At 70.5% G+C, this 24,464-nt stretch carries 21 protein-coding genes; 12 read left to right on the top strand and 9 right to left on the bottom strand.

What is annotated here, in order from left to right:
- Positions 1–245: 245 nt before the first annotated feature.
- Positions 246–1,664, top strand: a complete 1,419-nt coding sequence (locus DP939_RS19080) for a M4 family metallopeptidase (protein WP_113982071.1) — start codon at positions 246–248, stop codon at positions 1,662–1,664.
- Between the two features lie 243 nt (positions 1,665–1,907).
- Here DP939_RS19080 and DP939_RS19085 read toward each other — a convergent pair whose 3' ends face one another.
- Positions 1,908–2,477 carry a GNAT family N-acetyltransferase gene (locus DP939_RS19085; RefSeq protein WP_113982072.1) on the bottom strand — a complete coding sequence of 190 codons (570 nt, stop codon included), beginning with the start codon at positions 2,475–2,477 and terminating at the stop codon, positions 1,908–1,910.
- Between the two features lie 36 nt (positions 2,478–2,513).
- Positions 2,514–2,972 (bottom strand): winged helix-turn-helix transcriptional regulator, encoded by a 459-nt coding sequence (locus DP939_RS19090; RefSeq protein ID WP_113982073.1) that lies wholly within the window; start codon positions 2,970–2,972, stop codon positions 2,514–2,516.
- Between the two features lie 99 nt (positions 2,973–3,071).
- Between DP939_RS19090 and DP939_RS19095 the strand changes: the two genes are divergently transcribed.
- A complete protein-coding gene (locus DP939_RS19095) occupies positions 3,072–4,271 on the top strand; it encodes an MFS transporter (RefSeq protein WP_113982074.1) in 1,200 nt (399 codons plus the stop codon).
- On the opposite strand, the gene ychF is transcribed toward DP939_RS19095, so the two are convergent.
- On the bottom strand, positions 4,223–5,311 hold the full coding sequence (gene ychF, locus DP939_RS19100) for a redox-regulated ATPase YchF (protein WP_113982075.1): 1,089 nt from the start codon (positions 5,309–5,311) through the stop codon (positions 4,223–4,225). The genes DP939_RS19095 and ychF overlap by 49 nt on opposite strands.
- 84 nt (positions 5,312–5,395) lie before the next feature.
- Between ychF and rmuC the strand changes: the two genes are divergently transcribed.
- Together rmuC and DP939_RS19110 are read left to right on the top strand one after the other, a co-directional pair.
- Positions 5,396–6,715, top strand: a complete 1,320-nt coding sequence (gene rmuC / locus DP939_RS19105) for a DNA recombination protein RmuC (RefSeq protein WP_199565273.1) — start codon at positions 5,396–5,398, stop codon at positions 6,713–6,715.
- Positions 6,716–6,824: 109 nt separating this feature from the next.
- Entirely contained in the window at positions 6,825–7,406 is a 582-nt protein-coding gene (locus tag DP939_RS19110; protein ID WP_113982076.1) for a DUF6542 domain-containing protein, read from the top strand.
- A gap of 42 nt (positions 7,407–7,448) precedes the next feature.
- Here DP939_RS19110 and DP939_RS19115 read toward each other — a convergent pair whose 3' ends face one another.
- Positions 7,449–8,420 carry a 4-hydroxy-3-methylbut-2-enyl diphosphate reductase gene (locus DP939_RS19115; RefSeq protein ID WP_113982077.1) on the bottom strand — a complete coding sequence of 324 codons (972 nt, stop codon included), beginning with the start codon at positions 8,418–8,420 and terminating at the stop codon, positions 7,449–7,451.
- A 122-nt stretch (positions 8,421–8,542) separates the two neighbouring features.
- On the opposite strand from DP939_RS19115, the gene DP939_RS19120 reads away from it, so the two are divergent.
- Genes DP939_RS19120 through DP939_RS19130 form a run of 3 tightly spaced genes read left to right on the top strand, consistent with a single transcriptional unit; the run spans position 8,543 to position 10,872 of the window.
- The gene (locus tag DP939_RS19120) at positions 8,543–9,388 is read left to right on the top strand and encodes a hypothetical protein (RefSeq protein ID WP_113982078.1); all 846 of its coding nucleotides are present in this window, start codon (positions 8,543–8,545) and stop codon (positions 9,386–9,388) included.
- A 23-nt stretch (positions 9,389–9,411) separates the two neighbouring features.
- A complete protein-coding gene (gene xseA / locus DP939_RS19125) occupies positions 9,412–10,635 on the top strand; it encodes an exodeoxyribonuclease VII large subunit (RefSeq protein WP_113982079.1) in 1,224 nt (407 codons plus the stop codon).
- A 9-nt stretch (positions 10,636–10,644) separates the two neighbouring features.
- Entirely contained in the window at positions 10,645–10,872 is a 228-nt protein-coding gene (locus DP939_RS19130; RefSeq protein WP_111166552.1) for an exodeoxyribonuclease VII small subunit, read from the top strand.
- Between the two features lie 18 nt (positions 10,873–10,890).
- On the opposite strand, the gene DP939_RS19135 is transcribed toward DP939_RS19130, so the two are convergent.
- Both DP939_RS19135 and DP939_RS19140 read right to left on the bottom strand, forming a co-directional pair.
- Positions 10,891–11,418, bottom strand: coding sequence for a DUF4245 domain-containing protein (locus DP939_RS19135; protein WP_113982080.1), 528 nt, complete (start codon positions 11,416–11,418; stop codon positions 10,891–10,893).
- Positions 11,419–11,480: 62 nt separating this feature from the next.
- Positions 11,481–12,086 carry a TetR/AcrR family transcriptional regulator gene (locus tag DP939_RS19140; protein ID WP_113982081.1) on the bottom strand — a complete coding sequence of 202 codons (606 nt, stop codon included), beginning with the start codon at positions 12,084–12,086 and terminating at the stop codon, positions 11,481–11,483.
- 95 nt (positions 12,087–12,181) lie between these two features.
- Here DP939_RS19140 and glpX point away from each other — a divergent pair, with 95 nt between their 5' ends.
- Entirely contained in the window at positions 12,182–13,225 is a 1,044-nt protein-coding gene (gene glpX / locus DP939_RS19145) for a class II fructose-bisphosphatase (protein WP_113982082.1), read from the top strand.
- A 35-nt stretch (positions 13,226–13,260) separates the two neighbouring features.
- Here glpX and DP939_RS19150 read toward each other — a convergent pair whose 3' ends face one another.
- Positions 13,261–13,938 (bottom strand): DUF1707 SHOCT-like domain-containing protein, encoded by a 678-nt coding sequence (locus DP939_RS19150; protein WP_158578618.1) that lies wholly within the window; start codon positions 13,936–13,938, stop codon positions 13,261–13,263.
- A 226-nt stretch (positions 13,939–14,164) separates the two neighbouring features.
- Here DP939_RS19150 and DP939_RS19155 point away from each other — a divergent pair, with 226 nt between their 5' ends.
- The 3 genes from DP939_RS19155 to DP939_RS48735 all read left to right on the top strand — a co-directional run bounded on the left by DP939_RS19155 (position 14,165) and on the right by DP939_RS48735 (position 18,506).
- A complete protein-coding gene (locus tag DP939_RS19155; RefSeq protein ID WP_113982214.1) occupies positions 14,165–15,118 on the top strand; it encodes an ABC transporter ATP-binding protein in 954 nt (317 codons plus the stop codon).
- The gene (locus DP939_RS19160; RefSeq protein WP_113982084.1) at positions 15,115–15,912 is read left to right on the top strand and encodes an ABC transporter permease; all 798 of its coding nucleotides are present in this window, start codon (positions 15,115–15,117) and stop codon (positions 15,910–15,912) included. Before DP939_RS19155 ends, DP939_RS19160 begins: the two co-directional genes overlap by 4 nt.
- Positions 15,913–16,079: 167 nt before the next feature.
- Positions 16,080–18,506, top strand: a complete 2,427-nt coding sequence (locus DP939_RS48735; protein ID WP_158578619.1) for a serine/threonine-protein kinase — start codon at positions 16,080–16,082, stop codon at positions 18,504–18,506.
- 8 nt (positions 18,507–18,514) lie between these two features.
- On the opposite strand, the gene DP939_RS19170 is transcribed toward DP939_RS48735, so the two are convergent.
- Positions 18,515–19,006, bottom strand: coding sequence for an ATP-binding protein (locus tag DP939_RS19170; RefSeq protein ID WP_113982086.1), 492 nt, complete (start codon positions 19,004–19,006; stop codon positions 18,515–18,517).
- A 196-nt stretch (positions 19,007–19,202) separates the two neighbouring features.
- Here DP939_RS19170 and DP939_RS19175 point away from each other — a divergent pair, with 196 nt between their 5' ends.
- Entirely contained in the window at positions 19,203–20,576 is a 1,374-nt protein-coding gene (locus DP939_RS19175; RefSeq protein ID WP_147268044.1) for a helix-turn-helix domain-containing protein, read from the top strand.
- 93 nt (positions 20,577–20,669) lie between these two features.
- Here the strand turns inward: DP939_RS19175 and DP939_RS19180 are convergent, their stop codons facing one another.
- A complete protein-coding gene (locus DP939_RS19180; protein ID WP_147268045.1) occupies positions 20,670–23,942 on the bottom strand; it encodes an FG-GAP-like repeat-containing protein in 3,273 nt (1,090 codons plus the stop codon).
- Positions 23,943–24,464: the final 522 nt, after the last annotated feature.

The following is a 24,464-nucleotide window of genomic DNA, read 5'->3' on the forward strand; positions in this document are numbered from 1 at the left end:
CGGCGGCAGCTCACCGCTTCGGGATCTCCTGATCAAGGACCACGACCGCGCCCGTGCGGGCCCTCACCAGGGCCGGAACACGCCTTTCGGCCCCCGGCACGTACGTCCGCCGAGAGTGCCATACACGCCATACGCCCGAAATATGAGGGATTCATAGGCTTCTGCGCCCCTCGTGTCGGTGTCACCGTTGGGGCAGCCCTGGCCGGCCACGGCTCCTTGCGCTTGCGAACAAGGAGTCATCGCGTATGTACCCCAAAAGCACGCTGGGAGCGTTCGCTCTCATGACGGTCGTCGCCATGGGCGCGACGGCGCCGGCGAGCGGCGCGCAGACCATGAGCACGGTCTCCACGAGTTCGGTGTCCACGAGCACCGGCCGGGCGCTCCTGGGCTCGGGCAACAGTTACTTCAACGGCAACCCGGTGACCATCCAGACCGCCCGATCCGGGAGCCAGTACTCCCTGAACGACCCCACCCGCCCCGGCCTGAGCTGCGGCGGTTTCGGCGGCCCCGCCTACACCAAGTCGACCGACACCTGGGGCAACGGAACCGGCACCAACCTGGAGACCGCCTGCGTCGACGTCATGTTCGCCGCGCAGAAACACTGGGACATGCTGCGCAACTGGCTGGGACGCAACGGCATCGACGCGGTCGGCCACTCCTACCCGGCGTCCGTCGGCCTGAACTCCATCAACGCCTACTGGGACGGCGCCCGCGCCGTCTTCGGCCACAACAGCGCCCGCACCAACCAGCTCACCTCACTCGACCTGGTCGGCGCGCACTACGGCCTCGGCGTCTACGCCAAATCCGGTACCGACGACGGGAACGGCCTGGAGGCGCAGTCCCTCCGCAGGTCGGCCTCCGACATCTTCGGCACCGTGACCGAGCACTACGTCAACCACCCCCCTGCTCTGGACGAACCGGACTATCTGATCGGCGAGGAGGTGAACATAGTCGGCGGAGGGCCGCTCATTCACATGTACAAACCCTCACTGACGGGTAACCAGAACTGCTACGTCCAAACCCCGGGGGGAACGGTCGACCCCGGACCGCAGGACCACTGGTTCTACCTGCTCGCCGAGGGCACCAACCCGCCGGGCAAACCCGCCAGCCCGGTCTGCACGGGCCCGTCCCCGCTGGTCGGCATCGGCATCCAGAAGGCCGCCCGGATCTTCTATCTGGGGATCCAGCGCAAATCCTATGGCTGGTCGTACCGCAGGGCACGCATGGCCACCGTACAGGCCGCCCTGAGTTTCTACGGCTGCCCCGAGATGCAGGCGACCAAGGCCGCGTGGACCGCCATCAACGTCCCCGCCCAGGCCGGCGAGCCGACCTGCTCGATGCCCACTCCCACTCCCCTTCCTTCCGGCCCCGCTCTCAGCGGGATCACGGTCGTCCCGCCCTCGGCCACGGTCAGCCCCGGCGGATCCACCACCGTCCAGATCAAGCTGTCGCCTGAGACGGTCCAGCGGGTGGCCCTGTCCACCGGCCCCCTCCCTGCGGGGATGACCGTCAACATCATCCGCAATGATCCATCCATCACGGCGACCATCACCGTCTTGACCAGCGCTCCCCAGGGCACCCACCCCATCACCTTCACCGCGACCTCCGGCGACTCCACCAGGTCAACCCATTTCGCCCTCACGGTCATGGGGGACGACGACTGATTCAGGAGCAGAACTCGCGGCACACGACGTACACCGGCGTCGAGCCAAGCCCGACGCCGGTAGCCGTCGAAGAGCGCGATGGGCTGGAAGGGCCGTCCTTAGCCGGTGCTGGGAACGGCGGGCGGCCACGACACACGCGAAACGCCGGGCACCAGAGCGCGACCCGGTACGGCGCAGCGGCCGGCACGAGGCCATGCCGTAAAGGAACCGAAGCCGCATACCCGGCACAGAGGGCACTGCCGACTACCGGGGCACCGCCGCGCGGACCATCGAGTACACGATGGGCCCGTCGGGAATCTCGGTCGTCGCGACGATGGTGAACCCGAGCCGTTCGTACAGCCGCACGTTCCGCTCATCCGAGGTACGGAGGGCGACGGCCTCGCCTCGTTCGTCGATCATCGAGAGCCCTTCGGAGGTCACGGCCGTTCCCAGCCCCGTCCCCTGGTGGGCCGGACGCACGCCGACCGTTTCGAGAGCCCAGGACCCCGCCGGGGCATCAGGAAGCGCCAGCTCCGCGAGCGCTGTCAGGCGTGACCCGTAAAGCTCCGCCAGCCGCTGCCGAATCGGGGCGGCGGGCTCCGGCGCGTCCGGCGGCAGGAATGCGGCGACGGCTCGTACCTGCTCGTCCACCAGCACGAGGCCATGCGCGAGCGCGTGCGTGAGATACAGGCGCTGCATCTCTTCGAGGCGCTCCGCGTATCCGTCGGCGGGCAGAACCCAGCGCGTCCACGCGTGTTCCGCGAACGCCTCGGCGAGGACTCCCGCCGCAGGGGCCAGATCCGAGGACCGCGCAGGACGAACATGGTGTCTCACGTCCGAACGTCGAGCTGGTATCCGCACTCGCCTCCCTCAGGACCGCCTGACCACAGAGGTCTCCTCCACACCAACATACCGTCCCCGTGAATCGACCGGACGCATCTCCGGGAGGGGGCCGCCGGCGGAGTCGACGAGAACGGAATGGGCCTCGTCCGGCGCGAACGCGTGCCGCTCCCCCCACTGGCGCGCGGCCACGATGACCGCGAACAGGTCGCGGCCCGCCTCCGTGAGGTCGTAGACCTGCCGCCGTCCGGACGGGGCCGAACGCCGCTCGAAGATCCCCCGTTCCACCAGGCGTCGCAGCCGGTCGGTGAGGATGTTGCGCGCGATGCCGGTCCGTTGCTGGAAGTCGGTGAACGCCCGCGCGCCGTCCATCGCGTCGCGGACGATCAGCAGAGTCCAGCGATCCCCGACGAGATCCAGTGTGCGCGCGACGGGGCAGCCGGGGTCGGTCCAGGTCATGCCGTCGCCGCGGGTCGCCGTGTCGGTCATCGCTCCTCCTGATGAGTTGCAGATTGCAACCATTCTGCCTTACGGTCAGAACAGTTGCAATTTGCTACTGATTGAGAGCGTTCCATGAAAGAGCGTCCTATGAAGCCGACACTCGACCGCAGGATGCTGCTCGCCACGATCTGCGCCGTCACGGTCGCGACCGTCTACGTGGCGCAGCCCGTCCTCACCCAGATCGGCGACGACCTCGGCCTGGCCGAGGCCGGCCTGGGGTGGATCGTCACCGCCGGGCAGATCGGCTACCTGATCGGCCTGGCTTTTCTGGTGCCGCTGGGCGACATGTTCGACCGGCGCAAGCTCATCGCCGGGCATCTCCTGCTGGCGGCGACCGGCATGGCCCTGGCCGCGGTCGCCGCCGACCTGTGGCTCCTCCTGGCCGGGCTGGCTCTCACCGGCCTGTTCGCGGTCGTCGTGCAGACCACCGTCGCCTTCGCCGCCGACCTCTCCGCGGAGACCGAACGAGGCCGCACCCTCGGGGCCGTCACCTCCGGGGTCATCCTCGGCATCCTCGGAGCGCGGGTGCTCGCGGGCGCGCTCGCCGCCCTCTGGGGCTGGCGCAGCATCTACGTGGCGCTCGCCGCGCTCCTGCTCGCGCTCGCGTACCTCGTCCTCCGGCTCCTGCCGGCCGACCCGCGCGATGCCCGCGGTGGTTACGGGGCCGTGCTGCTCTCACTCGGCGGCCTGTTCCGCGAGCGTCTTTTCGTCTCGCGCGGGCTGATCGCGTTCTTCCTGTTCGCGTCCTTCGGCGTGCTGTGGAGCGGGCTGACCCTGCCGCTCGCCGCCGCGCCATGGCATCTGAGCACGGCCCAGATCGGGCTGTTCGGAATCGCCGGCCTCGCCGGAGCGCTGGGAGCCGCCCGCGCCGGGCGGTGGGCGGACGCCGGACGCGGCAGCATCGTCACCGGAAGCGCGCTGGCGCTCCTCGCGGCCTCATGGGCGGCGACCGGCCAGGCGACATGGTCGCTCTGGCTCGTCGTCGCGGGCGTGGTCGTTCTCGACTTCGCGGTGCAGGCCGTCCACGTCAGCAACCAGCACCTGCTCACCGCCGCCCACTCGCACCGGACGAGCAGCGTCATCGGCGGCTACATGCTCTTCTACTCCCTCGGCTCCGCCGTCGGCGCGACCGCCACCACCGCGATCTACTCCGCCGCGGGATGGGCGGGCTCCAGCGTCCTCGGTGCCGCCTTCGCCCTCGGCGCCCTGACCGTCTGGGCCGTCGACCGCCGCACGGTTCAGACGTTGAAGCGGAACTCCACGACGTCGCCGTCGCGCATCACGTAGTCCTTGCCCTCGATACGGGCCTTGCCCGCCGACCGGACCGCCGCGATCGAGCCCGCCTCCACCAGGTCGTCGAAGGAGACGACCTCGGCCTTGATGAACCCCCGCTGGAAGTCGGTGTGAATGGCCCCCGCCGCCTCCGGCGCGGTCGCGCCCTTGCGGATGGTCCAGGCCCGGGTCTCCTTGGGCCCCGCCGTGAGGTACGTCTGGAGCCCCAGCGTGTCGAACCCGACCCGGGCCAGCTGGCTCAGCCCCGACTCCTCCTGCCCCACCGACTGAAGCAGCTCCAGCGCCTCTTCCTCGGGCAGCTCCACCAGCTCCGACTCGATCTTGGCGTCCATGAACACCGCCTCGGCCGGGGCCACCAGCCCCGCGAGCCGGGCCCTCAGCCCCTCGTCCACCAGCTCGTCGGCGTCGAGGTTGAAGACGTAGAGGAACGGCTTGGCGGTGAGCAGGTGCAGCTCGCGCAGGTCGGCCAGGTCGATCCCGGCGGCCTTGGCCCCCGCGTAGAGCGTGGTGCCCGCGTCGAGGACCTTGACCGCCGCCTCGGCCGCGTCCAGGGCGGCCTTGCGGTCCTTGTTGCCCTTGGACTCCTTGGCCAGCCGCGGCACGGCCTTCTCCAGCGTCTGGAGGTCGGCCAGGATCAGCTCGGTGTTGATCGTCTCGATGTCGCGCTGCGGCGAGATGTCGCCGTCGACATGGGTCACGTCCGGGTCGGTGAAGACCCGGATGACCTGGCAGATCGCGTCGGTCTCGCGGATGTTGGCGAGGAACTGGTTGCCCCGCCCCTGCCCCTCGGAGGCTCCGCGGACCAGGCCCGCGATGTCCACGAACTCGACCTTGGCCGGGAGGATCTTGGCCGAGCCATGGATCTCCGCCAGCTTGGGCAGGCGGTCGTCGGGGACGCCCACGACGCCCACATTGGGGTCGATGGTGGCGAACGGGTAGTTCGCGGCCAGCGCGTTACCGCTCCGGGTAAGCGCGTTGAACAGGGTGGACTTGCCGACGTTGGGCAGCCCGACGATGCCGATGCTCAAGCTCACGTTCGCCGAGTCTACGCGGACCCGGGGGCGTGTCGGCCCGCCGCTGCGCGGAGCGGGCCTGGGATCATTGCCGACGTGGACGTCATGGCTACCGCCCTCCTCGTCATCGCCTGCACCGCCGCCGGTTTCGCGATCGGCTACGCCTTCGGCAGGTCGCGGGCGATGGCCGAGGCCGCGACCCGTACGGCCGACGCCGAGGCCCGCGCCAAGGTGGCCGAGGGCAAGCTGACCTACGTCGAGGAACAGCTCGCCGAACGCTTCCAGGCCCTGTCCGCCCGCGCGCTCGACGTTAACAACCTGCGCTTCCTGGAGATGGCCGAGGCGCGCCTGGCGACCTCCCGGGCCGAGGCCGCGGGCGAGCTGGAGCAGCGCAAGCAGGCCGTGGAGCACATGATCGAGCCGCTGCGGGAGACGCTGGCGCGGGTGGAGGCGCAGCTTCGGGACAGCGACCTCGGCCACCGCGCGTCGCAGGCGGAGCTGGGCAAGCAGATCGAGCTCGTACGCCAGAGCTCCGACCAGCTCCGCGCCCAGACCAACGCGCTGGTCCGTGCCCTGCAACGCCCCGAGGCCCGGGGCCGGTGGGGCGAGTTGCAGCTTCGCAGGGTCGCCGAGATCGCCGGGATGCAGCGGTTCTGCGACTTCGACGAGCAGGCGAGCGCGGTGACGCCCGGTGGCACGGTACGGCCGGACATGGTGGTACGGCTGAGCGGCGGCAAGAACATCGTCGTCGACTCCAAGGTGTCGCTGGCCGCCTACCTGGAGGCCGCCGAGTCCGCGGACACGGGCACCCAGGCCGTACGGCTGGACGCGCACGCCCGGCACCTGCGCGAGCACGTGGACCGGCTGGCGGCCAAGGCGTACTGGCAGGCGTTCAGCCCGACGCCGGAGTTCGTGGTGCTGTTCATCCCCGGCGAGGCGTTCCTGGCCCCGGCGCTGGAGCGCGATCCGGGGCTGCTGGAGTACGCGATGGGCAAGCGGGTCCACATCGCCACCCCGACCACGCTGATCACCATGCTGCGCACCGCGCACTACGCCTGGCAGCAGGCGGCCCTGACGGAGAACGCGCGCGCGGTGTTCGAGCTGGGCAAGGAGCTGTACGAACGGCTGGGCTCGATGGGCCGCAACGTGGAGTCGCTGGGCCGCGCGCTCGCCCGTTCCGTGGACGCCTACAACAAGACCGTCGGCTCGCTGGAGAGCCGGGTCATGGTCAGCGCCCGCCGCCTGAACGACCTCGGTGTGGTGAACGGCGACCTCGACCAGCCGCAGATGATCGAGAACCTGCCCCGCACGCTCGCCAGCCCGGAGCTGGTGAACGAGCCCGACGCACCCGGGCCGAGCGACGAAACGGGCCTTGCGGACGAAGTAGGTGCGATGGATCACGCCTGGTGGCGGAAGAGGGCGTAACCTCCGCGTCCTCCCGTCCCCTGACGGTAAATTGGCCATCGACCTGTCCGTACAGCCGGACAGGTGCAGACTGCAAGGGGGCAAGCGGTTTGGCTCAAGGGGGGCGACCATGAGCGCGACACCCGCGCAGCGGGCCGGCGTACGGCTGACCGCCCGCGGCGCGATCGCCGCCGTCGTGGCCGCCACGCTGGCGGGTGAGCTGCTCGCGAGCCTGTTCGGCTGGTCGTTCGCGGTGGGCGCGGCCTTCGTGGCGGGCTGCCTGGCGGCGGCGCTGCTGATCAACCCGCGCGACCTGCTCTCCCTGGTGGTGACCCCGCCGCTGCTGTTCTTCGCGGCCACGCTGATCGCCGAGGTGGTACGGGCGCTGGGCGCGGCGTCCATGATCCAGGCGCTCGGGCTCGGGCTGTTCACGTCGCTGTCGGCGGGGGCGCCCTGGTTGTTCGCCGGGTCGGCGCTGGTGCTCGGCGTGGCCTGGCGGCGCGGCCTGCCCGCCAACGTCCGCATGCTGCGCGAGGAGCTGCGCGCCGCCCGCGGCGGCGGTGGCGACAGCGGTGGGGGTGGTGGCGGCGAGGAGCCGCGTAAGCCGCCCGCCCCCGCGGCCCAGGTCTTCGTGCCCGAGCCGGAGGGTTACTTCGAGCCCAAGGTGTACGGCAGGCAGCGCGACTCCGCCGAGCAGCCGCCCACTACCTGACCGGCCGCCGCACCACCAGGCCGGGCGCTACCGGGCCGGGCGCTACCGGGCCGGGGCGCGCAACTCGCGGCGCAGCTCGTGGGGCAGCGCGAAGCGCACGCTCTCCTGCACCGACTCGACCTCCCGCACGTCACCGAACCCGCGCGCGGCCAGGTAGGCGAGCACCCCGTCCACCAGCGACTCGGGAACCGACGCCCCGCTCGTGACGCCGACGGTGGTGACGCCCTCCAGCCAGGAATCCTGGATGTGGGAGGCGTCATCGACCAGGTAGGACGCGTCGGCCCCGGCGTCGAGCGCCACCTCCACCAGCCGCTTGGAGTTGGAGGAGTTGGTCGAGCCGACCACGATCACCAGCTCGGCCTCCGCGGCGATCTCCTTCACCGCGACCTGGCGGTTCTGGGTCGCATAGCAGATGTCGTCGCTCGGCGGATCGATCAGGTTGGGGAACCGCTCGCGCAGCCGGGTGACCGTCTCGGTCGTCTCGTCCACCGACAGCGTGGTCTGCGACAGCCACACCACCCGCCGCGGGTCGCGGACCTCCACGTCGGCCACCGCGTCGAGCCCGTCGACCAGCTTGACGTGCGCGGGCGCCTCACCCGCGGTGCCCTCGACCTCCTCGTGGCCCTCGTGGCCGATCAGCAGGATGTCGTAGTCCTTCGCGGCGAACCGCTTGGCCTCGTTGTGGACCTTGGTGACGAGCGGGCAGGTCGCGTCGATGGTGCGCAGGTTACGGCCGGCGGCCTGCTCGTGTACGGCGGGCGATACGCCGTGCGCGGAGAACACCACGATGGAACCCTCGGGCACCTCGTCGGTCTCCTCGACGAAGACGGCCCCGCGCTCCTCCAGGGTCTTCACGACATGGGTGTTGTGGACGATCTGCTTGCGCACGTAGATGGGCGCGCCGTACCGCTCCAGGGCCTTCTCCACGGCCTCCACCGCGCGATCGACCCCCGCGCAGTAGCCACGAGGCTTGGCAACGAGCACACGTCGGTTCGCAGGGGTCTCTCTCGTCATGGTCTCCATGCTACGTGGAGTGAGGGAGCTCGCCCGCTCGCGTACCCGAGCGTTCGCGTACCCGACGCGCCAGTCTTTTGCCAGACTAGCCGTCCAGTAGACAGACCTCCCGAGGAGCCGTTATGTCCCTACCCGACGTCGTCCGTAACGTCGCGAAGTCCGTCCGCGACGTGTTCTCCGACCGTGACGGACTCAAGGCGAAGGCCAAGGACCTTCCGATGAACGTGCTCCAGACCACGCTCAGCGGGGTCGGCCAGGCGCTGCTGTTCGGCGATCGGCTGCGTACCAGGCTCAAGCGCCTGGGCACGAAGGACGAGGCCGAGACGGGCCAGGAGGCCGTCAAGGAGCAGGAGAAGACCGAGGGGCAGGAGGCGCTGCCCGACACCACGGCGGAGGGCGTGAAGGCCGAGGCGGCCCGTACGGCCGTCGGCGAGGAGACCTCCGTGGCCACGGAGGAGCCCAAGCCGGCCCGCCGCGAGCCGGTCATCTTCGCGCCGCGCCCCGAGAAGGCGGCAGAGAAGGCTCCGGAGAAGCAGGAAAAGACCGAAGAGCCGCAGGAGCCGGAGCCCGCCAAGGCCGCGGTGGTCACCGAGATCGCCGAGCCTGCCGAGCCCGCCAAGACAGAGCCCGTCAAGGCCGCCAAGGCAGAGCCCGCCAAGGCCGCGGAGCCCGCGGAGCCCGCGAAGCCCGCCGCCAAGGCCAAGGCCGCCGAACCCGCGGCTGAACCCGTCGTTGAACCCGTCGTACCTGCTGAGCCTGCCGCGCCCGCCGCCGGTGCCGACCTGATCGAGCCCATGCCCAACTACGCCGAGCTGAGCATGGCGTCCCTGCGCGCCCGCCTGCGCGGCAGGTCCGCCGATGAGGTCCGTGCGCTGCTCGCCTACGAGCAGGCGACCACCAACCGCCCGAACATCATCAAGATGTACGAGAACCGCCTCGCCAAGATCGCCGAAGCGGGAGCCGAGTAGCCATCGCCCGATAGGTTCCTGGCATGGCGCAGAAGACCTCCCCCGAGCAGCCGATCCCGGTCAGGACCGTGCTGCAGATGGTCGCGGGCTGGATCGGCAAACTCGGCACGATCTGGGTCGATGGCGAGATCGCCGAGCTGACCGCGCGCGGCGGCACGGTGTTCATGACGCTGCGCGACCCGGTCGCGAACGTCTCGGCGCGGGTCACCTGCCCGCGCGGCGTGTACGAGGCGACGGTCCCGCGCCCGGTGGACGGCGCGCGCGTCGTCGTCCACGTCAAACCGGACTTCTGGGTCAACCGCGGCTCGTTCGCCTTCACCGCGCTGGAGATCAAACCGGTCGGCGTCGGGGAGATGCTGGCGCGGCTGGAGCGCCTGCGGCAGTTGCTCGCCGCCGAGGGCCTGTTCGCGACCGACCGCAAGCGGCGGCTGCCCTTCCTGCCGGGCACGGTGGGGCTGATCTGCGGCCGTGACTCGGCCGCCGAGCGCGACGTGCTGGAGAACTCCCGGCGGCGCTGGCCCGCCGTGCGGTTCAAGGTGGAGGAGGTCGCGGTCCAGGGCCCCTACGCGGTCGGCGAGGTCACCGAGGCGCTGGCCCGGCTCGACGCCGACCGCGAGGTCGAGGTGATCGTGGTGGCCAGGGGCGGCGGCTCGTTCGAGGACCTGCTGCCCTTCTCCGACGAGTCGCTGGTGCGGGCGGTCGCGTCCTGCCGTACTCCGGTGGTCAGCGCGATCGGCCACGAACAGGACAGCCCGCTGCTGGACCTGGCCGCCGACGTACGGGCGTCCACGCCGACCGACGCCGCCAAGAAGGTCGTCCCCGACGTGGGCGAACAGCTCACCCTGGTACGCCAGCTCCGCGACCGTGGCCGCCGCATGGTCAAGGGCTGGCTGGACCGGGAGCTGGCCTGGCTGTCCTCGGTACGCTCGCGTCCGTCGCTGGCCGATCCGGTACGCGAGATCGAGCGCCGGGCCGAGCAGGTGGACCAGTTCAGGGACCGGGTCCGCCGCAGCCTGGGCGGCTCGCTGGATCGCGCGGAAGACTCCCTGGGACACCTGCGCGCCCGCCTGGTGGCCCTCTCCCCCGCGGCCACGCTGGAACGCGGCTACGCCATCGTGCAGCGCCCCGAGGGCGAGGTCGTACGACGGGCCGCGGACGTCTCGGTGGGCGACGCGCTGACCATCAGGTTCACCGACGCCCGGGTGACCGCCCGCGCGGACGGCCATGGGCCCGATGAGGAGCCCTAGGGTAGGCACGTGGCAGAAGAGAACGCACCCTCGTACGAGAAGGCCCGCGAGGAGCTGACCGAGGTGGTCCGCCGCCTTGAGGCGGGCGGGCTGACCCTTGAGCAGTCGATCGAGCTGTGGGAGCGCGGCGAGAAGCTGGCCGCTCTGTGCGAGGAGTGGCTGCAGGGGGCCCGGGTGAAGCTCGCCGCCGCGATGGCCCAGCGCAGGCAGCCCGACGCCGACGACTCGCCCTTCTGACGGTCTTACGCGGCGGTCTTACGCGGCGGGCTGGGGCTTGAGGCTGGCGGCCAGTGTGGTGAGTTCGGGCCAGTCGGCGGTGCCGGTCACCACGATGGTCGCCTCCGGCAGCACCCGCACCAGCGAACGCTGCTTCTTGTCCGGCCGGAAGCGGCGCTCCCAGGTGGCCTCGCCGATCCGCTGGGTGCCCTCCGACTTGGCGATCCCCGCCATCCGGTCGGCGAACTCCGCGAGCGGCTTCTCGTCGCTCTGCGCCAGCATCGCGTGCGCGCGCGCGGCGGTGGCGAAGCCCAGCCGCCAGGTCACCGTGCCCTTGTTCGGGACCATGCGCGAACTGGTGGGGATCCACCCCTTCGGCGCGGCGGCGGGGGCCCACACCTGGTAGGACGCGGTACGCCGGGCGTTGGACAGGTCGATCCTGTAGTCGACCTGGGGAATGTGCTCCGACCGCCCGGTCGGCGTGATCAGCAGGAAGATGCCGACCATCCCCAAACACACGATGACGGCGAAGGCGTATCCGTAGAATCCCTGGGCGAAGCGCTGCACAGTTGGCGAGATTACCCGCTGCGGGGCCCGGTCTCGTTCCCGACCGGCCCGCGCATGAGGTGTCATGGCCGGGGGATGGCCTCCACGATGGCCAGGACCTCGTCCGACAGGCGGCGCGAGGCGTCCTCGTCGTCGGACAGCGAGACCTCCGACACGGCCACCGCCAGCGCACCGGTGAGCACGACGACCAACGCCCGCTCGTACGGCTCGAACAGCGCCGCGTTGCGCTCGGTCCACTTGCGCAGCCGGTCCCGCATGATCATGTCGAAGCCGGGCGGTCCGTCGCCGCGCAGGAACAGCGCCGACAGCTCCCGCTCGGCTAAGCACCCGGCCAGGTAGGCGCTCGCCCCGGCGGTGAACAGCCGCATCGGGTCGTCCACGCCCTCGGCCCGCGCGCTCTGGACGGCCTGTCTGGTCCGCTGGGTCTGCCGGGCCTGGAACTCCTCGAACAGCGTGAGGTACAGGTCGGCCTTGCCGGAGAAATGGTGGTAGAGGCTGCCGACGCTCGCGCCCGCCCGCGCGACGACCTCGGTGACCGCGGCCTCGGCGAAGCCGCTGGCGATGAACAGTTCTCTGGCGGCTTCTAGTATCGCGCCGCGCGTCGCCGCGCCCCTTTCCGAGGTGCGTACCGTCACGCCGGTCACCGGCCGTTCGTCGTCGTCGCTCATGGTGGCGCCATTATCCTCCGCCGGGCGGCGGAAGGCAGCCAACTACGATCGAGGCAGTTGCCGGGAATGGTGCTAACACAGGAGGGTTCGCCGGAATGTCCGAACAAACACCTCAACCGCCCGTACCATCCGCACTCGCCACGGGCGAGCACGCGCCCGACCGCAACCTCGCCTTGGAACTGGTCCGCGTCACCGAGGCGGCCGCCATGGCGGCGGCCCGCTGGGTGGGGCGCGGGGACAAGAACGGCGCGGACGGCGCCGCGGTCAACGCGATGCGCCAGCTCATCAACACCGTGTCGATGGACGGTGTCGTGGTGATCGGTGAGGGCGAGAAGGACAACGCGCCCATGCTGTTCAACGGCGAGCGGGTGGGCGTCGGCAGTGGCCCGGAGTGCGACGTGGCCGTGGACCCGATCGACGGCACCCGGCTGACCGCGCTGGGCATGCCGAACGCGATCTCGGTGATCGCGGTCAGCGAACGCGGGTCGATGTACGACCCTTCGGCGGTCTTCTACATGGAAAAGCTGGTCACGGGGCCGGAGGCGGCGTCCGTGGTGGACATCAACGCGCCGGTGGCCGACAACATCGCCGCCGTGGCGCGGGCGAAGGGCGCCAGCGCGTCCGACGTCACGGTGGTCATCCTGGACCGTCCGCGGCACGAGCGGATCGTCAAGGAGATCAGGGAGACCGGGGCGCGGATCAAGTTCATCACCGACGGCGACGTGGCCGGGGCCATCATGGCGGCCCGCCCGGGCACCGGCATCGACCTGATGCTGGGCATCGGCGGCACTCCAGAGGGCATCATCGCGGCCTGCGCGCTCAAGTGCCTGGGCGGGGTGATCCAGGGCAAGCTGTGGCCCAAGGACGACGCCGAACGCCGCCGGGCCCTGGACGCCGGCCACGACCTCGACGCCGTGCTCACCACCGATGACCTGGTGCGTTCCGACGACGTGTTCTTCGCCGCCTCGGGGATCACCGAGGGGGAGCTGATGGGCGGGGTCCGCTACCAGGGCGGCGCGGCGGTCACCCATTCGCTGGTGATGCGCGGCCGTTCGGGCACGGTACGCAAGATCGAGAGCGAGCACCGGCTGTGGAAGCTGCGCGCCTACAGCGCGATCAACTTCGACACGGCGGGCTGAGGCCCTTTCGTACTGGTTCTACTGGCCCGTACTGGTCACCAGCGTCCGCGGCGGCGGCGCGGGGGCTCCTTGACCTTGACCTCGCCCAGGAAGTTCTGGGTGCGGACCTCGATGACGGGGGCGTCGGGGGCGGCCGGGTTCTTGGTCAAGGTGACCGTCTTGTCCTTGGTCACCCGGATCACCTCGACCCCCTCGGGGACGTGGATCTCCAGCCCGCCGAACACCAGCGTGGCGTTGATGACCACCCGGCGGCTCTGCATGATCGCGTCGCGAAGGTCGAGCTTGGTGGTGCCGAACATCGCCGTCACCGGTAGCTCGGCGGGCACCACCCAGCGGCCCTCGCGGTTCTCCTTCTTGAAGATCGCCGCCACCTGCCCGCCGTCCAGCTTCAGCGGTTGCTGGTCGGCGGGCAGCAGGTCGGCCGTGATGCCCGCGAGGTCGCCCAGCGTGCGGGCCTTGTAGACGACGTCGAGCCGTTCCTCGAACTCGGCCATGCCGAGCCGTCCGTCGCTCAGCGCCTCGCGCAGGACCTCGGCGATGCGCTCGCGGTCGGCGTCGGAGGCGCGCATCTCGTGCGGGGCGGGCGTCCGGGTGGAGCCGCCCGGCGCGCCGGACGCGCCTTCGCGCGCACGTCGTACGGCGTGCCACTCCTCGGCCAGCCGCTCTCCGACCTCGGACAGGCGAGGGAGCCATGCCCCCGGACGTTGTTCCATGCTTCGACAATAAGCCCCGCACGCCTCGGTAGGGCCGTAGCAGACTCCTCGGGCTCCGCTGACCATCTGTTGGGGTGCTAGATCACCGTAACGGAAAGTTATGTCACGAAATTTCGTAAAAGCTGGCGTACCAGGTCGCTGAAAGATCGTGTTCTCCACCGACTGCCGCCCGACTGCCGAAAAAGCGTTTGAAAAAATGTCGGTGAAAACCCCTAGAGTTGGCTTCATGGGCACCCTCCGCGCACCGCTCGCGCCCGATCCACCGACCGATTCCGCTCCGGCCATCCGCATCGTCGGCGCGGTCAAGCGCTATGGCGACGTGACCGCCGTCGACCACCTCGATCTCGACGTCCCCACCGGCATCTGTCTCGGTCTGCTCGGCCCTAACGGCGCGGGCAAATCCACCACGATGCGCCTGCTCACCGCCCAGTCCAGGGCCGACGAGGGCGAGATCACCGTGCTCGGGCTGAGCCTGCCGAAGATGTCCAAGCAGGCCCGCGCGCTGATGGGCGTGGTCCCGCAGATGGACAACCTCGACGAGGAGCTGACCGTCCGCGAAAACCTGGAGGTGTTCGCCCACCTCTACCGGGTGCCCAAGGCCGAGCGCCGGGCCGCCGTGCGGCGCGCGGTCGCGCTGGCCCAGCTCACCGACCGGCTCGACACCAAGACGGTCAAGCTCTCCGGCGGCATGCGCCGCCGCCTGCTGATCGCCCGCGGCCTGGTCCACACGCCGCGCCTGGTCCTGCTCGACGAGCCCACCGTCGGGCTCGACCCGCAGGTGCGCCAGGAGCTGTGGGCACTGGTGGCCCGGCTGCGCGACGAGGGCGTGACCACGCTGATGTCCACCCACTACATCGAGGAGGCCGAGCGGCTGGCCGACGAGTGCGCGCTGATGTCGCACGGCCGGGTGGTGGCCAGGGGCACCCCCGAAAAGCTGATCGCCGAGCACGCCGGGGCCGAGGTCCACGAGCACTACGGCCCGCCGGAGCGGCTGGCCGGGCTTGAGGAGATCGCCCACGAGGCGGGCTTCCCGACCCGGCGTACCGGGCCTTCGGTGTCGGTCCTCCAGGCCGAGCGGCTGCCCGCGGCCGTCTCCGACCGGCTGGGCGCGCCCAGCATCAAACGTCCGGCCAACCTCGAAGACGTCTTCGTGGTCCTCACCGGGGAGTCCGTCGAATGAGCACGACCCCATCCGCCCGTGGTCGCCTTGGCCTGTTCGAGTGGGCCCCGGTCCGCGCGGTGTGGCGCAGGGAGCTGGCCCTCTACCGGCGCTACTGGCCGTCCACGTCGTTCGCCGCGATGGTCGAGCCGACGATCTACCTGCTGGCGTTCGGCTACGGCTTCGGCTCCATCATCGGCACCATGTACGGCTACGCCTACCGCGACTTCGTCGCCACCGGCGTGGTCTCCACCGCCGTGCTGTTCATCGGCGCGTTCGGCGGCATGTTCAACACCTTCATCCGGCGCAGCTACCAGCACACCTACGACGCGATGCTGGCCGCCCCGGTAGACGTCCACGAGCTGGTCACGGCCGAGGCGTCCTGGCTGGCCGCCAAGGCCGGGGTCTACGGCTGCGCGCCCATGCTGGTCGGCATGGCCTTCGGCCTCGACCCGAGCTGGGGGATGCTGCTGGTGCCGCTGATCGGCTTCCTGACCGGGCTGGCGTTCGCGCTGTTCGGCATGTGGGTCTCGGCGATCGTGCCGTCGATCAACACCTTCGACTACATCATCACCGGCGCGCTGACCCCGATGTTCCTGGTCGCGGGCACGTTCTTCCCGATCGCCCAGCTCCCGGGGTGGGCGGCCACGCTGGCGCAGTTCAATCCGCTCTACCACTGCGTCGAGCTGGTCCGGGGCGCGGTCTTCGGCAGGCTCGGCCTCGACTCACTACTCCACGTCGGCGTCCTGGCCGCCTTCGCCGCCGCGATGTGGTGCCTGGCGCTGTGGAAGATGCGCGCCCGGCTCATCGATTGAGCAATTAAACGAAATTCCGGCCTGTAAGCGAAATGACGGAAAGTTCCGCAGCCGGAACAAGTTAATATCCGACATCGTGAAATATGGTGCCGTCTTCGTGCCGGATCCCCGCGCGGGTCTACGCTGAGCACGGGCCACCACGACCGCCGACCACACGGAGTGACGCCGTGAGCGACCACCGCGCGCCCGAGTTCCCGGAGATCGGCGAATACCGGATCTCGGCTCGGCTGGGAGAGGGCGGTCAGGGCACGGTCTACCTGGGCGAGTCCGCCGCCGGGGGCCAGGTGGCGATCAAGGTCCTCAATTCCTGGCTCGCGGGCGACGACGAGACCCGGCGGCGGTTCCGGCGCGAGGCGGAGGTCGCGGCGAGCGTCGCGACCTTCTGCACCGCCAAGGTCATCGGCACCGGCCTGGTCGGCGGCCGGCCGTACATCGTGAGCGAATACGTCCCGGGGCCGTCGCTGGAGCGGTTCGTCAAGACCGAGGGCCCGCGCACCGGCAGCGGCCTCGAACGCCTGGCGGTGGCCACCCTCACCGCGCTCGCGTCGATCCACGCGGCCGGGGTGCTGCACCGCGACTTCAAGCCGGGCAACGTAATCCTCGGCCCCGAGGGTCCGGTGGTCATCGACTTCGGCATCGCCCGCGCCTCCGGCCACACCACCAGCACCAGGGGCCTGATGGGCACGCCGTCGTTCATGTCCCCCGAACAACTGACCGGCTCCCCCGTCTCCCCGGCCTCCGACCTGTTCTCCTGGGCGGGCACCATGGTCTACGCGGCCACGGGGCGCCCCGCCTTCCCGGGGGCGGGCGTGCCCGCCGTACTGCACGCCATCGCGTACGACGAGGCCCACCTCACCGGCGTCCCCGACCGCCTGCTCCCCCTGGTCGCCGCCTGCCTGGCCAAAGACCCCGCGGCCCGCCCCACCGCCACCCAACTCCTCCAATCCCTGACCAGCCACGACAACCCCGCCCTCCCCCTCCCACCGCCCCCGGGCGATTCCGGGCCCGCGGAGCCATGGAGCACCCCCGGCGCTCCCGCCGGACCGTGGAATCCGGCGGCTTCAGCGCCCGAAATCTCGTCGATCCCCAACTCACCAGCGGCCACCCCCGCCCCATGGGCCCCGGCGAACCGGGACACCCCGGGGAGATCGGCGGAGTCACGCCTCTCCGGATCACAGCCCTCGGCAACTCCGGCCGCTCCAATGAGCCCCGCGTCTCCGGAGTCCTCAGTCCCGGCCATCTCCCACGCGGCAAGCGCCCCCGCCCTGGCGGCGGCCTCCGGTCCCCAGCCCCCCGCAGCCCCCCACACGCCGCCGACCTCGGCAGAACCACCGGCCTCACGCCCATGGAATCCAGCAAGCCCATCGACTTCGGCACCAGAGGCCCCACCGGGCCCCAACACACCAAACCTCTCGGACCCATGGACCCCGGCGACTCCAGAGTCCGAAGTCCCACTGCCCCCCACCTCTGATCCACGGAGCCCGGCAAGTCCGGCGAATTCAAGGCCAGGGGTCTCGGCGGGTCCCGACACACCAGCCCCCTCGGGGCTGTGGGCTTCGGCAGCTCCGGGAATCTCGGCAGTGCCCGGTACGCCTGGGCCTCCTCACGAGGCGGCGTCCTCGGGGCCGTGGGCCTCGGGGACTCCAGGGATCTCGGGGCCGTCGGATCCGGCCGTCGCATGGACGTCGGCGGGGTCGGCGGCCCCAGGAGCCGGGGGCTCGGTTCCGGGCTCGGCGGCTGTGGCGGAACCGGGCGGCGGTACGCTCGTCGCGCCCGGCGGGGCGGGGCCGACACCCGGGGCGCTGGACGGCGTGCCCACCGGGCTGCCGGGCGGGGCGGCGGACACCCCGCCCCGAGGTCACTCCCGTACGCTGAAGATCGCGATCGTGGCCGTGGCGGCGGTACTGCTCGTCGCGGCGGGCGTGCTCATCGCGCCGTCGCTGCTCGGCGTCCGGGCCCAGGCCGTCCGCCTCGAACCGGACGCGACCCTCGACCTCACCGCACTCTCCCAGGTCGATCTCGACGACGCCTTCACCGCCGACACCACCGCCCGGTACACCGCGCACCAGCCGTACCCCAAAGAGGTCCGCCCGCAGATAAACGTCGGCGCGGGCCGGTTCAGCGGAAGCAGCACCCAGCCGTACTTCAGCCTGCTGGCAGGCCCCGCACGCCTGCCCTCCGACCAGGCCGTCAGCGTGCTGACCATCGGCACGTTCGCGAGCACCGGCCAGCCCGAGGACAGCGTCTTCGTCGGCTGGGTGAAGGACCACGACGACTACATCACCGCCTGGTACAACAACACCCGCAAGACCACAGGATTCGACCTGCGGGTGGGCGGCGAGTTGCGCTCCGCGCCCGATCAGATCCCGCTCGGCCTGTCCCCTGGCGACCGCCTCGCCGTCCTGCTGACCCGCGACCGCGTCACGTCCTACGTCGAGCACGCGGGCACCTGGCGACGACTCCACACCGCCTTCATCGCCGACCTGTTCGCCACCCCGCAGGCCCGGCAGCAGTACCGCTACGGCTTCGGCCTGCGCGGCACGACCGGCACCCTCAGCATGACCCAGTTCGAGGGCCGCAGCCTCCCGAAGTGACGCCCGGTTCAAGACATGACCGCGAAATGGGCGAGCCACCCGAACCGCCCGGGCGGCAGCCGTACCGGCCCGTGCGCTCCGACGGCCACCGGCAGCGCGAACCCCACCGCCTTGGCCCGGCCGGAGCGGAGCGCATAGGCGCCACAGCAGCCGTCGCTGAGCTCCCGTACAAGCAGGAGTCCCCGCCCGCCGTCCGCGAACAGTTCGTCACAGCCGGGCGCGTCGGCGGGGCTCAGCCCGTCGAGGATCGTCGCCAGCCCGGCCGGGCGACCGTCCACGACCTCGCACCACACGGGATGGCCGCCGACCATGACCATGCGCAGCACGTACGGCGGGCAGGCGTGCCGCACCGCGTTGCCCGCGATCTCGGCCAGGGCCAGTTCGGCGTCGTAGAGGTCGCCTGGAGTCGCCTCCAGCAGGACCTCCCGCAGTACGGCACGCGCCCGGCCGACCGCCGCTCCGGTGGGGGGCAGCGGGGTGACGTGGAGGTACTGGCTCATGCGTGTTCTCCCTGTGACCGTATGTAGTCCCGGCCGCAGCAGAAAACCGCCGCGCGCCGCGTGAACGGCAGAAGGAATCCACGCCGTCAGCGGTCACCCCGACGGCGGTAGGCGTTTTCTGGTCGTCACGCCCGGCCATCCCCGCACTCGTTGACAATGAGTGATCGATCGATGACTTGAAGCGAAGGGGTCTGCGGTGGGCGAGCGGGTGGAGTTGCGGCGGGCTCGGCGGCGGCTGGGGATGACGCAGGAGGAGGCGGCCGAGGCGTTGTGGGTGTCGATGACCACGTGGAGCCGCTGGGAGCGCGGGATTCAGGGGGTGCGGCCGGTGTACCGGGCGCGGATGGCCCAGGTCTTCGACGTACCACCGGCCCAGATCGAACGCTGGCTCGACGGTGACGACGGCTTCCCGAGCGATGCGGTCGAAACGGAGATATGCCCAATTCCCGACTTCTCCGACCTATCGGTGGAACGTACGGTGGTGGCGTCCGCGCGTCTGTGGAGGTGCGACATGGATGCCGAGCGGCGCCACACCCTGGCGGCGCTGCCGTTCGTCCCTGCGGCGCTCGGCGGCTGGCTGTCGGAGTGGGCCTACGGCCGTACGGTCACCGTGGCCGCGCACGAGGGCGGCGGCCCGGCGGTGGGCGTCTCCGACGCCGATCGGATCATGGAAGCCTGGCGGGCGTTCAACCTGATGGACCATCAGTTCGGCGCGGGCCTGGTACGACCGGCGATCATCGACTATCTGCACACCACCGTGGCCCCACTTCTACGCGGCCGGTACGACGCCCGGGTGGGCGCCCGCCTGATGACCGCCGCAGCCGCGATGACCCAGCTCGCCGGATGGACCGCCTTCGATCTCGGCCACCAGGGACAGGCCCAGCACTACTACGGCCAGGCGCTTAAGTTCGCCAAGATCGGCGGCGACACGCTGACCGCCGCCTGGCTGCTGACCGCGATGACCCACCAGGCCATCTATGTCGGCCGACCGGAATGGGCCAGTCGCCTGGCCCGCGCCGCCCTCGCGACGGCGAGATCCGCCGAGGCCCCACCCCGCGTGATCGCGCTCCTGCTGAACCGCGAAGCCTGGGCCACGGCCCTGTGCGCCGCCCGGTCCGACACGCGTGACTCGCACACCAGCGCCGAGGTAGCCCACCTGCTGCACGCGGCCGAAGACACCTACGCCCAGGGCACCACCAACCGTGACCCACACTGGGTGGCCTGGTACCTCCCCACCGAGCCGGTCGCCGACGCCGCCGTCTGCTGGTCACTGATCGGCCGGCATCGCAAGGCCGCCGAACTCCTGGAAGGCATCCTCCCCGCCTACGACCAGGCCCGATCCCGCTCCGCCCAGCTCACCCGGATCAGCGCCGCCGAAGCCTACCTCGGCATGGGCGAACTCGACCACGCCATCGACTCCGCCCGCACCGCCGTACCCGCCACCAAAACCCTCTCCTCCACCCGCCTCCGCGACCGCCTCACCCACTTCGCCACCACCCTCCACCCCCACGCCACCACCATCCACGTCCGCGAATTCCACGCCTACCTGCACGAAGAGCTGGCATCCTGACGACGCCACCAAGCAGGGCGCGCCGCCCTGCCCCGGCATGCCGGAGCGGCCTTGACAGCGCCGCCCCGGCATGTGTCATCGGTCAGATGGCCGTCAGGCAGGGTCGCCGCCCTTGTTGATCCAGGCTTGGACGCTGCCCTTGTCGAAATCGAGCACCAGGTAGTCATCCCGCCCGTCGCCGTCCATGTCGGCGAACGTCAGCAGCTTGCCCTCGCCGACATCGACACCCGAGGCGATCTGCCCGCGCTCGACCCAGCCCGGCTTACCGTCCTGGTCGCCGCCACGGTTCAGCCACGCCCGCACGGCCTTGGTCCTCACATTGGCCACCAGGTAGTCGGCCCGGGCGTCGCAGTCCACATTGGCGAGTTCGATCGACTCCAGATCCCCGTGTCCTACACCTGCGGCGATCTGCCCGCGATCGATCCACCCGGGCTTGCCGTCCTGGTCGCCGCCGGAGTTGATCCAGGCGTGCACGGCACCGGTCTGCTGGTCCACCCGCAGGTAGTCGTCCCGCTTGTCGCCGTTGACGTCGGCGAACACCGGCATGCCGCTGCCCGGCGTACCCGAGGCGATCTGCCCGCGCGGCTCCCAGCCCGGCTTGCCATCGGCGTCGCCGCCGCGGTTCAGCCACGCCTTCACCGACCCGTTGCCGTTGGTGACCACCAGGTAGTCATCGCGGCCGTCACCATCGATGTCGGCGAAACGGATGTACTCCTCCTCACCTCTAGAGGTGCCGGAGGCGATCTGCCCACGGTGGTGCCAGCCGGGCTTGCCATCGGCGTCGCCGCCCCGGTTCAGCCACGCCTGCACGGCCCCGGTCGCCTGATCGACCTTCAGATAGTCATCGCGCTTGTCGCCGTCGATGTCGGCGAAGGTGACGTACTCCTCGTCGAGGCGGTCAACGATCTGTCCGAGCGACTTCCAGCCGGGCTCGCCGCCGGAGTCGCCGCCCCGGTTGAGGAACGCCTGAGCTCGGCCGCCCTTGAGGCCATAGACCAGGTAGTCATCACGCCCGTCGCCGTCGAGGTCGGCGAACGCCCGCTCCTGGCCCTCGCCCTTCTCGATCCCGGAGGCGATCTGCCCGCGCGGCTGCCAGCCCGGCTCGCCATCGGCGTCGCCGCCCTTGTTCAGCCACGCCTTGACCGCCCCGGTCTCGCCGTTGACCGTCAGGTAATCCGCCTTGGCGTCGTCGTCCACATCGGCGAACTCGACGTAGTCCCCGTCCTCGAGTACCCCGCCGGCGGCGATCTGCCCCCGATCGACCCAGCCGGGCGCACCGCCCGCATCCCCGCCCTTGTTGAGCCAGGCGTGCACGGCCCCCGTGTCTATGTCCACCCGCAGGTAGTCGGCCCGCTTGTCGCCATCGACATCGGCGAACACCAGCCGCCCCTTGCCCGGCGTACCAGAGGCGATCTGCCCGCGCGGTTCCCAGCCCGGCCGGCCATCGACGTCGCCGCCCTTGTTCAGCCACGCCTTCACCGACCCATTGTCGCTGTTGACCAGCAGGTAGTCATCGCGGCCGTCGCCGTCGATGTCGGCGAATCGGATGAACTCATCCTGGCCCGGAGAGGTGCCGGAGGCGATCTGCCCGCGGGGATGCCAGCCGGGCTTGCCGTCCTGGTCGCGGTTGAGCCACGCCTGCACGGCCCCGGTCTTCATGTCCACCTTGAGGTAGTCGTCCCGCTTGTCGCCGTCCATGTCGGCGAACGTGACGAACTCGTCCTTGGCCTCGCGGGTGCCGGAGGCGATCTGCCCGCGCGCGATCCACCGGCCCCGGGTGTCATCGCACGTCACCTTCTCGACATCGGATATCCAGCCGTTCTCGGCGACCTCCAGCAGGCCGTCGTAGAAGGCGTCGGCCATCTTGCGATACCCGTTGTCGTTCGGGTGCAGCGAATCGACCAGGTCAGCGGGCGTGACCGCGGACATGTCGGCCAGCACGACGTGCCTGCCCGCCCGCGCCCGCTCGGCGACCAGGTCGCGGACGCGCCCGTTGAACGTGGTGATCCTGGCGTTGACGGCCGGGGTCTTGGAGGGCACGAGGGTGGCCACGACCACCGCCGCCTTGGGCGCGTCCTTCAGGACCTCATCGATTAGCGAGCCCAGCGCGGCCGGTGCCGCGCCGGCGTCGCCGCGGTCCATGTCGTTGGTCCCGGCGTGCACCAGCACGAGGTTGGGCCGCCACGCGGGGACCGCGTCGTCGGCCCACTGTGCGATCTGGCCGATCATCGCGCCGGAATGGCCCTCGTTGTCGCGGTCGGGTAGTTGCCCGGACTGCTGGGAGCCGACGAAGTCCACCCGCTGCGCCGCCGCCACCTTGGCCTTCGTCTCGGCGGCGGTTTCCTCGTTCAGTTTCCGCCACAGGTCGGCCCGGTAGCTGGACTGGGTCGAGCTGCCGATGCCGTAGGTGATGGAGTCGCCCAGCGGCATGATCTTGAGATCCCGCTTCCGCAATTCATCACGCGCGCCCACGCCCTCAAGCAGGTCCTTGAGCTTGCGGGCGACTCGCACGCCGACGGCCACGACGCCCACGCCCACGTAGATCAGCGCCTCCACGAACGACTTGCCGATCCATCCCCCGGTCGCTCGCACCGCATCAGCGATCCGCGTCAGCAGGGTGCTCCCGTACACCTCCACCCAGCCCAGCAGACTCCCCAGCAGGGCCCCTTCGACGGCGTAGGAGAGCGCCACGGCGAACGCCTCGGTCCAGACGTCCTTGTCGAATTGCCTGTTGTCGAAGTAGGCGAACATCAGTTCGCTGGTGAGGCCCTTGGTGAACCCGCCGAAGGCCCCGCAGATCGGCCCGGCGGCCGGCGGGACCGTCGCCCCGAACGTGAGCAGGCACAACGACGCCATCAAGACGCCTGCGGCGAATGCCACCCAGAAGGCGGCGAGCTTTTGCCACCAGTTGGCGTCCGTGCCGACCTGGTCGGCCGGTATCACCAGCGCGAGCCCGTTGTCGATCACCCTGACGGACCCGTTGAACCCGAACCCCGCCGTTGAGGGGTGATAGACGCCCAGCTTGTGCGACTCGACGCTGGAAATGATGTAGTCGCCCAGTGACTGACCATTCTCCTGCGCCCGGCGGATCTTGGCGGCCTCCTCCTCCAGATGGGCCCTGTTGGCCCCGGCCACCTCGAAGGTCACCACCACATCGTCGTCGGCCGTCGTCAGGGCGGCCAGGTCGGCCGGGGCATCGGCCGCGCAGACCAGGCGTATCGCGGATTTCTGCCCGGTCACCGGCGGCAGGACACCCGCCGGCAGTGCGGTGGCGCCGGCCGGTGCCTCGCACGGGTTCAGCGAGGGTCTCGCCTGCGCGTGCCCGGGTACGGCGACACCGGTCAGCATCAACGCGACGGAGACCACGATCGCGATGAGCCGGGTCGCTTGCCGGGCCCGCCCGCTACGGGGTGGTAAGGGGGATGGACGATGGTTCACGACGTTCCCTTCAGCACAGATCATGTGTCAATGGCACGGGGCGGAGCCTCGCCCGGCCAGGGCGTACCGGTTCACCCCCCTGTCGGCGACCGCTACAGGAGACGTACTCGCCGGTCGTCCATCAAATGACGGCACGGGCGAGCCGAGTGGGGACGCGAGTCGGAACGCTGACGGTGATCGGGTGAACAGGTGCGAACTTCTGATCGGGCCGTTGATCCCGGCCTTTCTGGCGGGACCCGTACACGACCTCGTGGGTCGATCACCCGACGCGAGTGTTCACCATCTCATTGACCATGCACTATGCCGTTTTGTATTCACTTTTTGCCCACGTTGTGCCGGGAGGGCCCCGGATGCCGTTCGACCGCGCTGCGGTTGAGTTGCCGCGCTCAACGCCGGCCTGCCTGGCCGGGGTCTTCCGCGGGCCGGACACGGCCAATAACCGTCCTGTCA

It is taken from the genome of Spongiactinospora rosea (assembly GCF_003315795.1).
Lineage (GTDB): Bacteria > Actinomycetota > Actinomycetes > Streptosporangiales > Streptosporangiaceae > Spongiactinospora > Spongiactinospora rosea.

Coding starts and splice junctions, on each gene's coding strand:
- xseA (WP_113982079.1), top strand. CDS start 9,412: ATGGCGCAGAAGACCTCCCCCGAGCAGCCGATCCCGGTCAGGACCGTG.
- DP939_RS19080 (WP_113982071.1), top strand. CDS start 246: ATGTACCCCAAAAGCACGCTGGGAGCGTTCGCTCTCATGACGGTCGTC.
- rmuC (WP_199565273.1), top strand. CDS start 5,396: ATGGCTACCGCCCTCCTCGTCATCGCCTGCACCGCCGCCGGTTTCGCG.
- DP939_RS19170 (WP_113982086.1), bottom strand. CDS start 19,006: ATGAGCCAGTACCTCCACGTCACCCCGCTGCCCCCCACCGGAGCGGCG.
- DP939_RS19095 (WP_113982074.1), top strand. CDS start 3,072: ATGAAGCCGACACTCGACCGCAGGATGCTGCTCGCCACGATCTGCGCC.
- glpX (WP_113982082.1), top strand. CDS start 12,182: ATGTCCGAACAAACACCTCAACCGCCCGTACCATCCGCACTCGCCACG.
- DP939_RS19160 (WP_113982084.1), top strand. CDS start 15,115: ATGAGCACGACCCCATCCGCCCGTGGTCGCCTTGGCCTGTTCGAGTGG.
- DP939_RS19155 (WP_113982214.1), top strand. CDS start 14,165: ATGGGCACCCTCCGCGCACCGCTCGCGCCCGATCCACCGACCGATTCC.
- DP939_RS19140 (WP_113982081.1), bottom strand. CDS start 12,086: ATGAGCGACGACGACGAACGGCCGGTGACCGGCGTGACGGTACGCACC.
- DP939_RS19150 (WP_158578618.1), bottom strand. CDS start 13,938: ATGGAACAACGTCCGGGGGCATGGCTCCCTCGCCTGTCCGAGGTCGGA.
- DP939_RS19120 (WP_113982078.1), top strand. CDS start 8,543: ATGTCCCTACCCGACGTCGTCCGTAACGTCGCGAAGTCCGTCCGCGAC.
- DP939_RS19090 (WP_113982073.1), bottom strand. CDS start 2,972: ATGACCGACACGGCGACCCGCGGCGACGGCATGACCTGGACCGACCCC.
- DP939_RS19110 (WP_113982076.1), top strand. CDS start 6,825: ATGAGCGCGACACCCGCGCAGCGGGCCGGCGTACGGCTGACCGCCCGC.
- DP939_RS19115 (WP_113982077.1), bottom strand. CDS start 8,420: ATGACGAGAGAGACCCCTGCGAACCGACGTGTGCTCGTTGCCAAGCCT.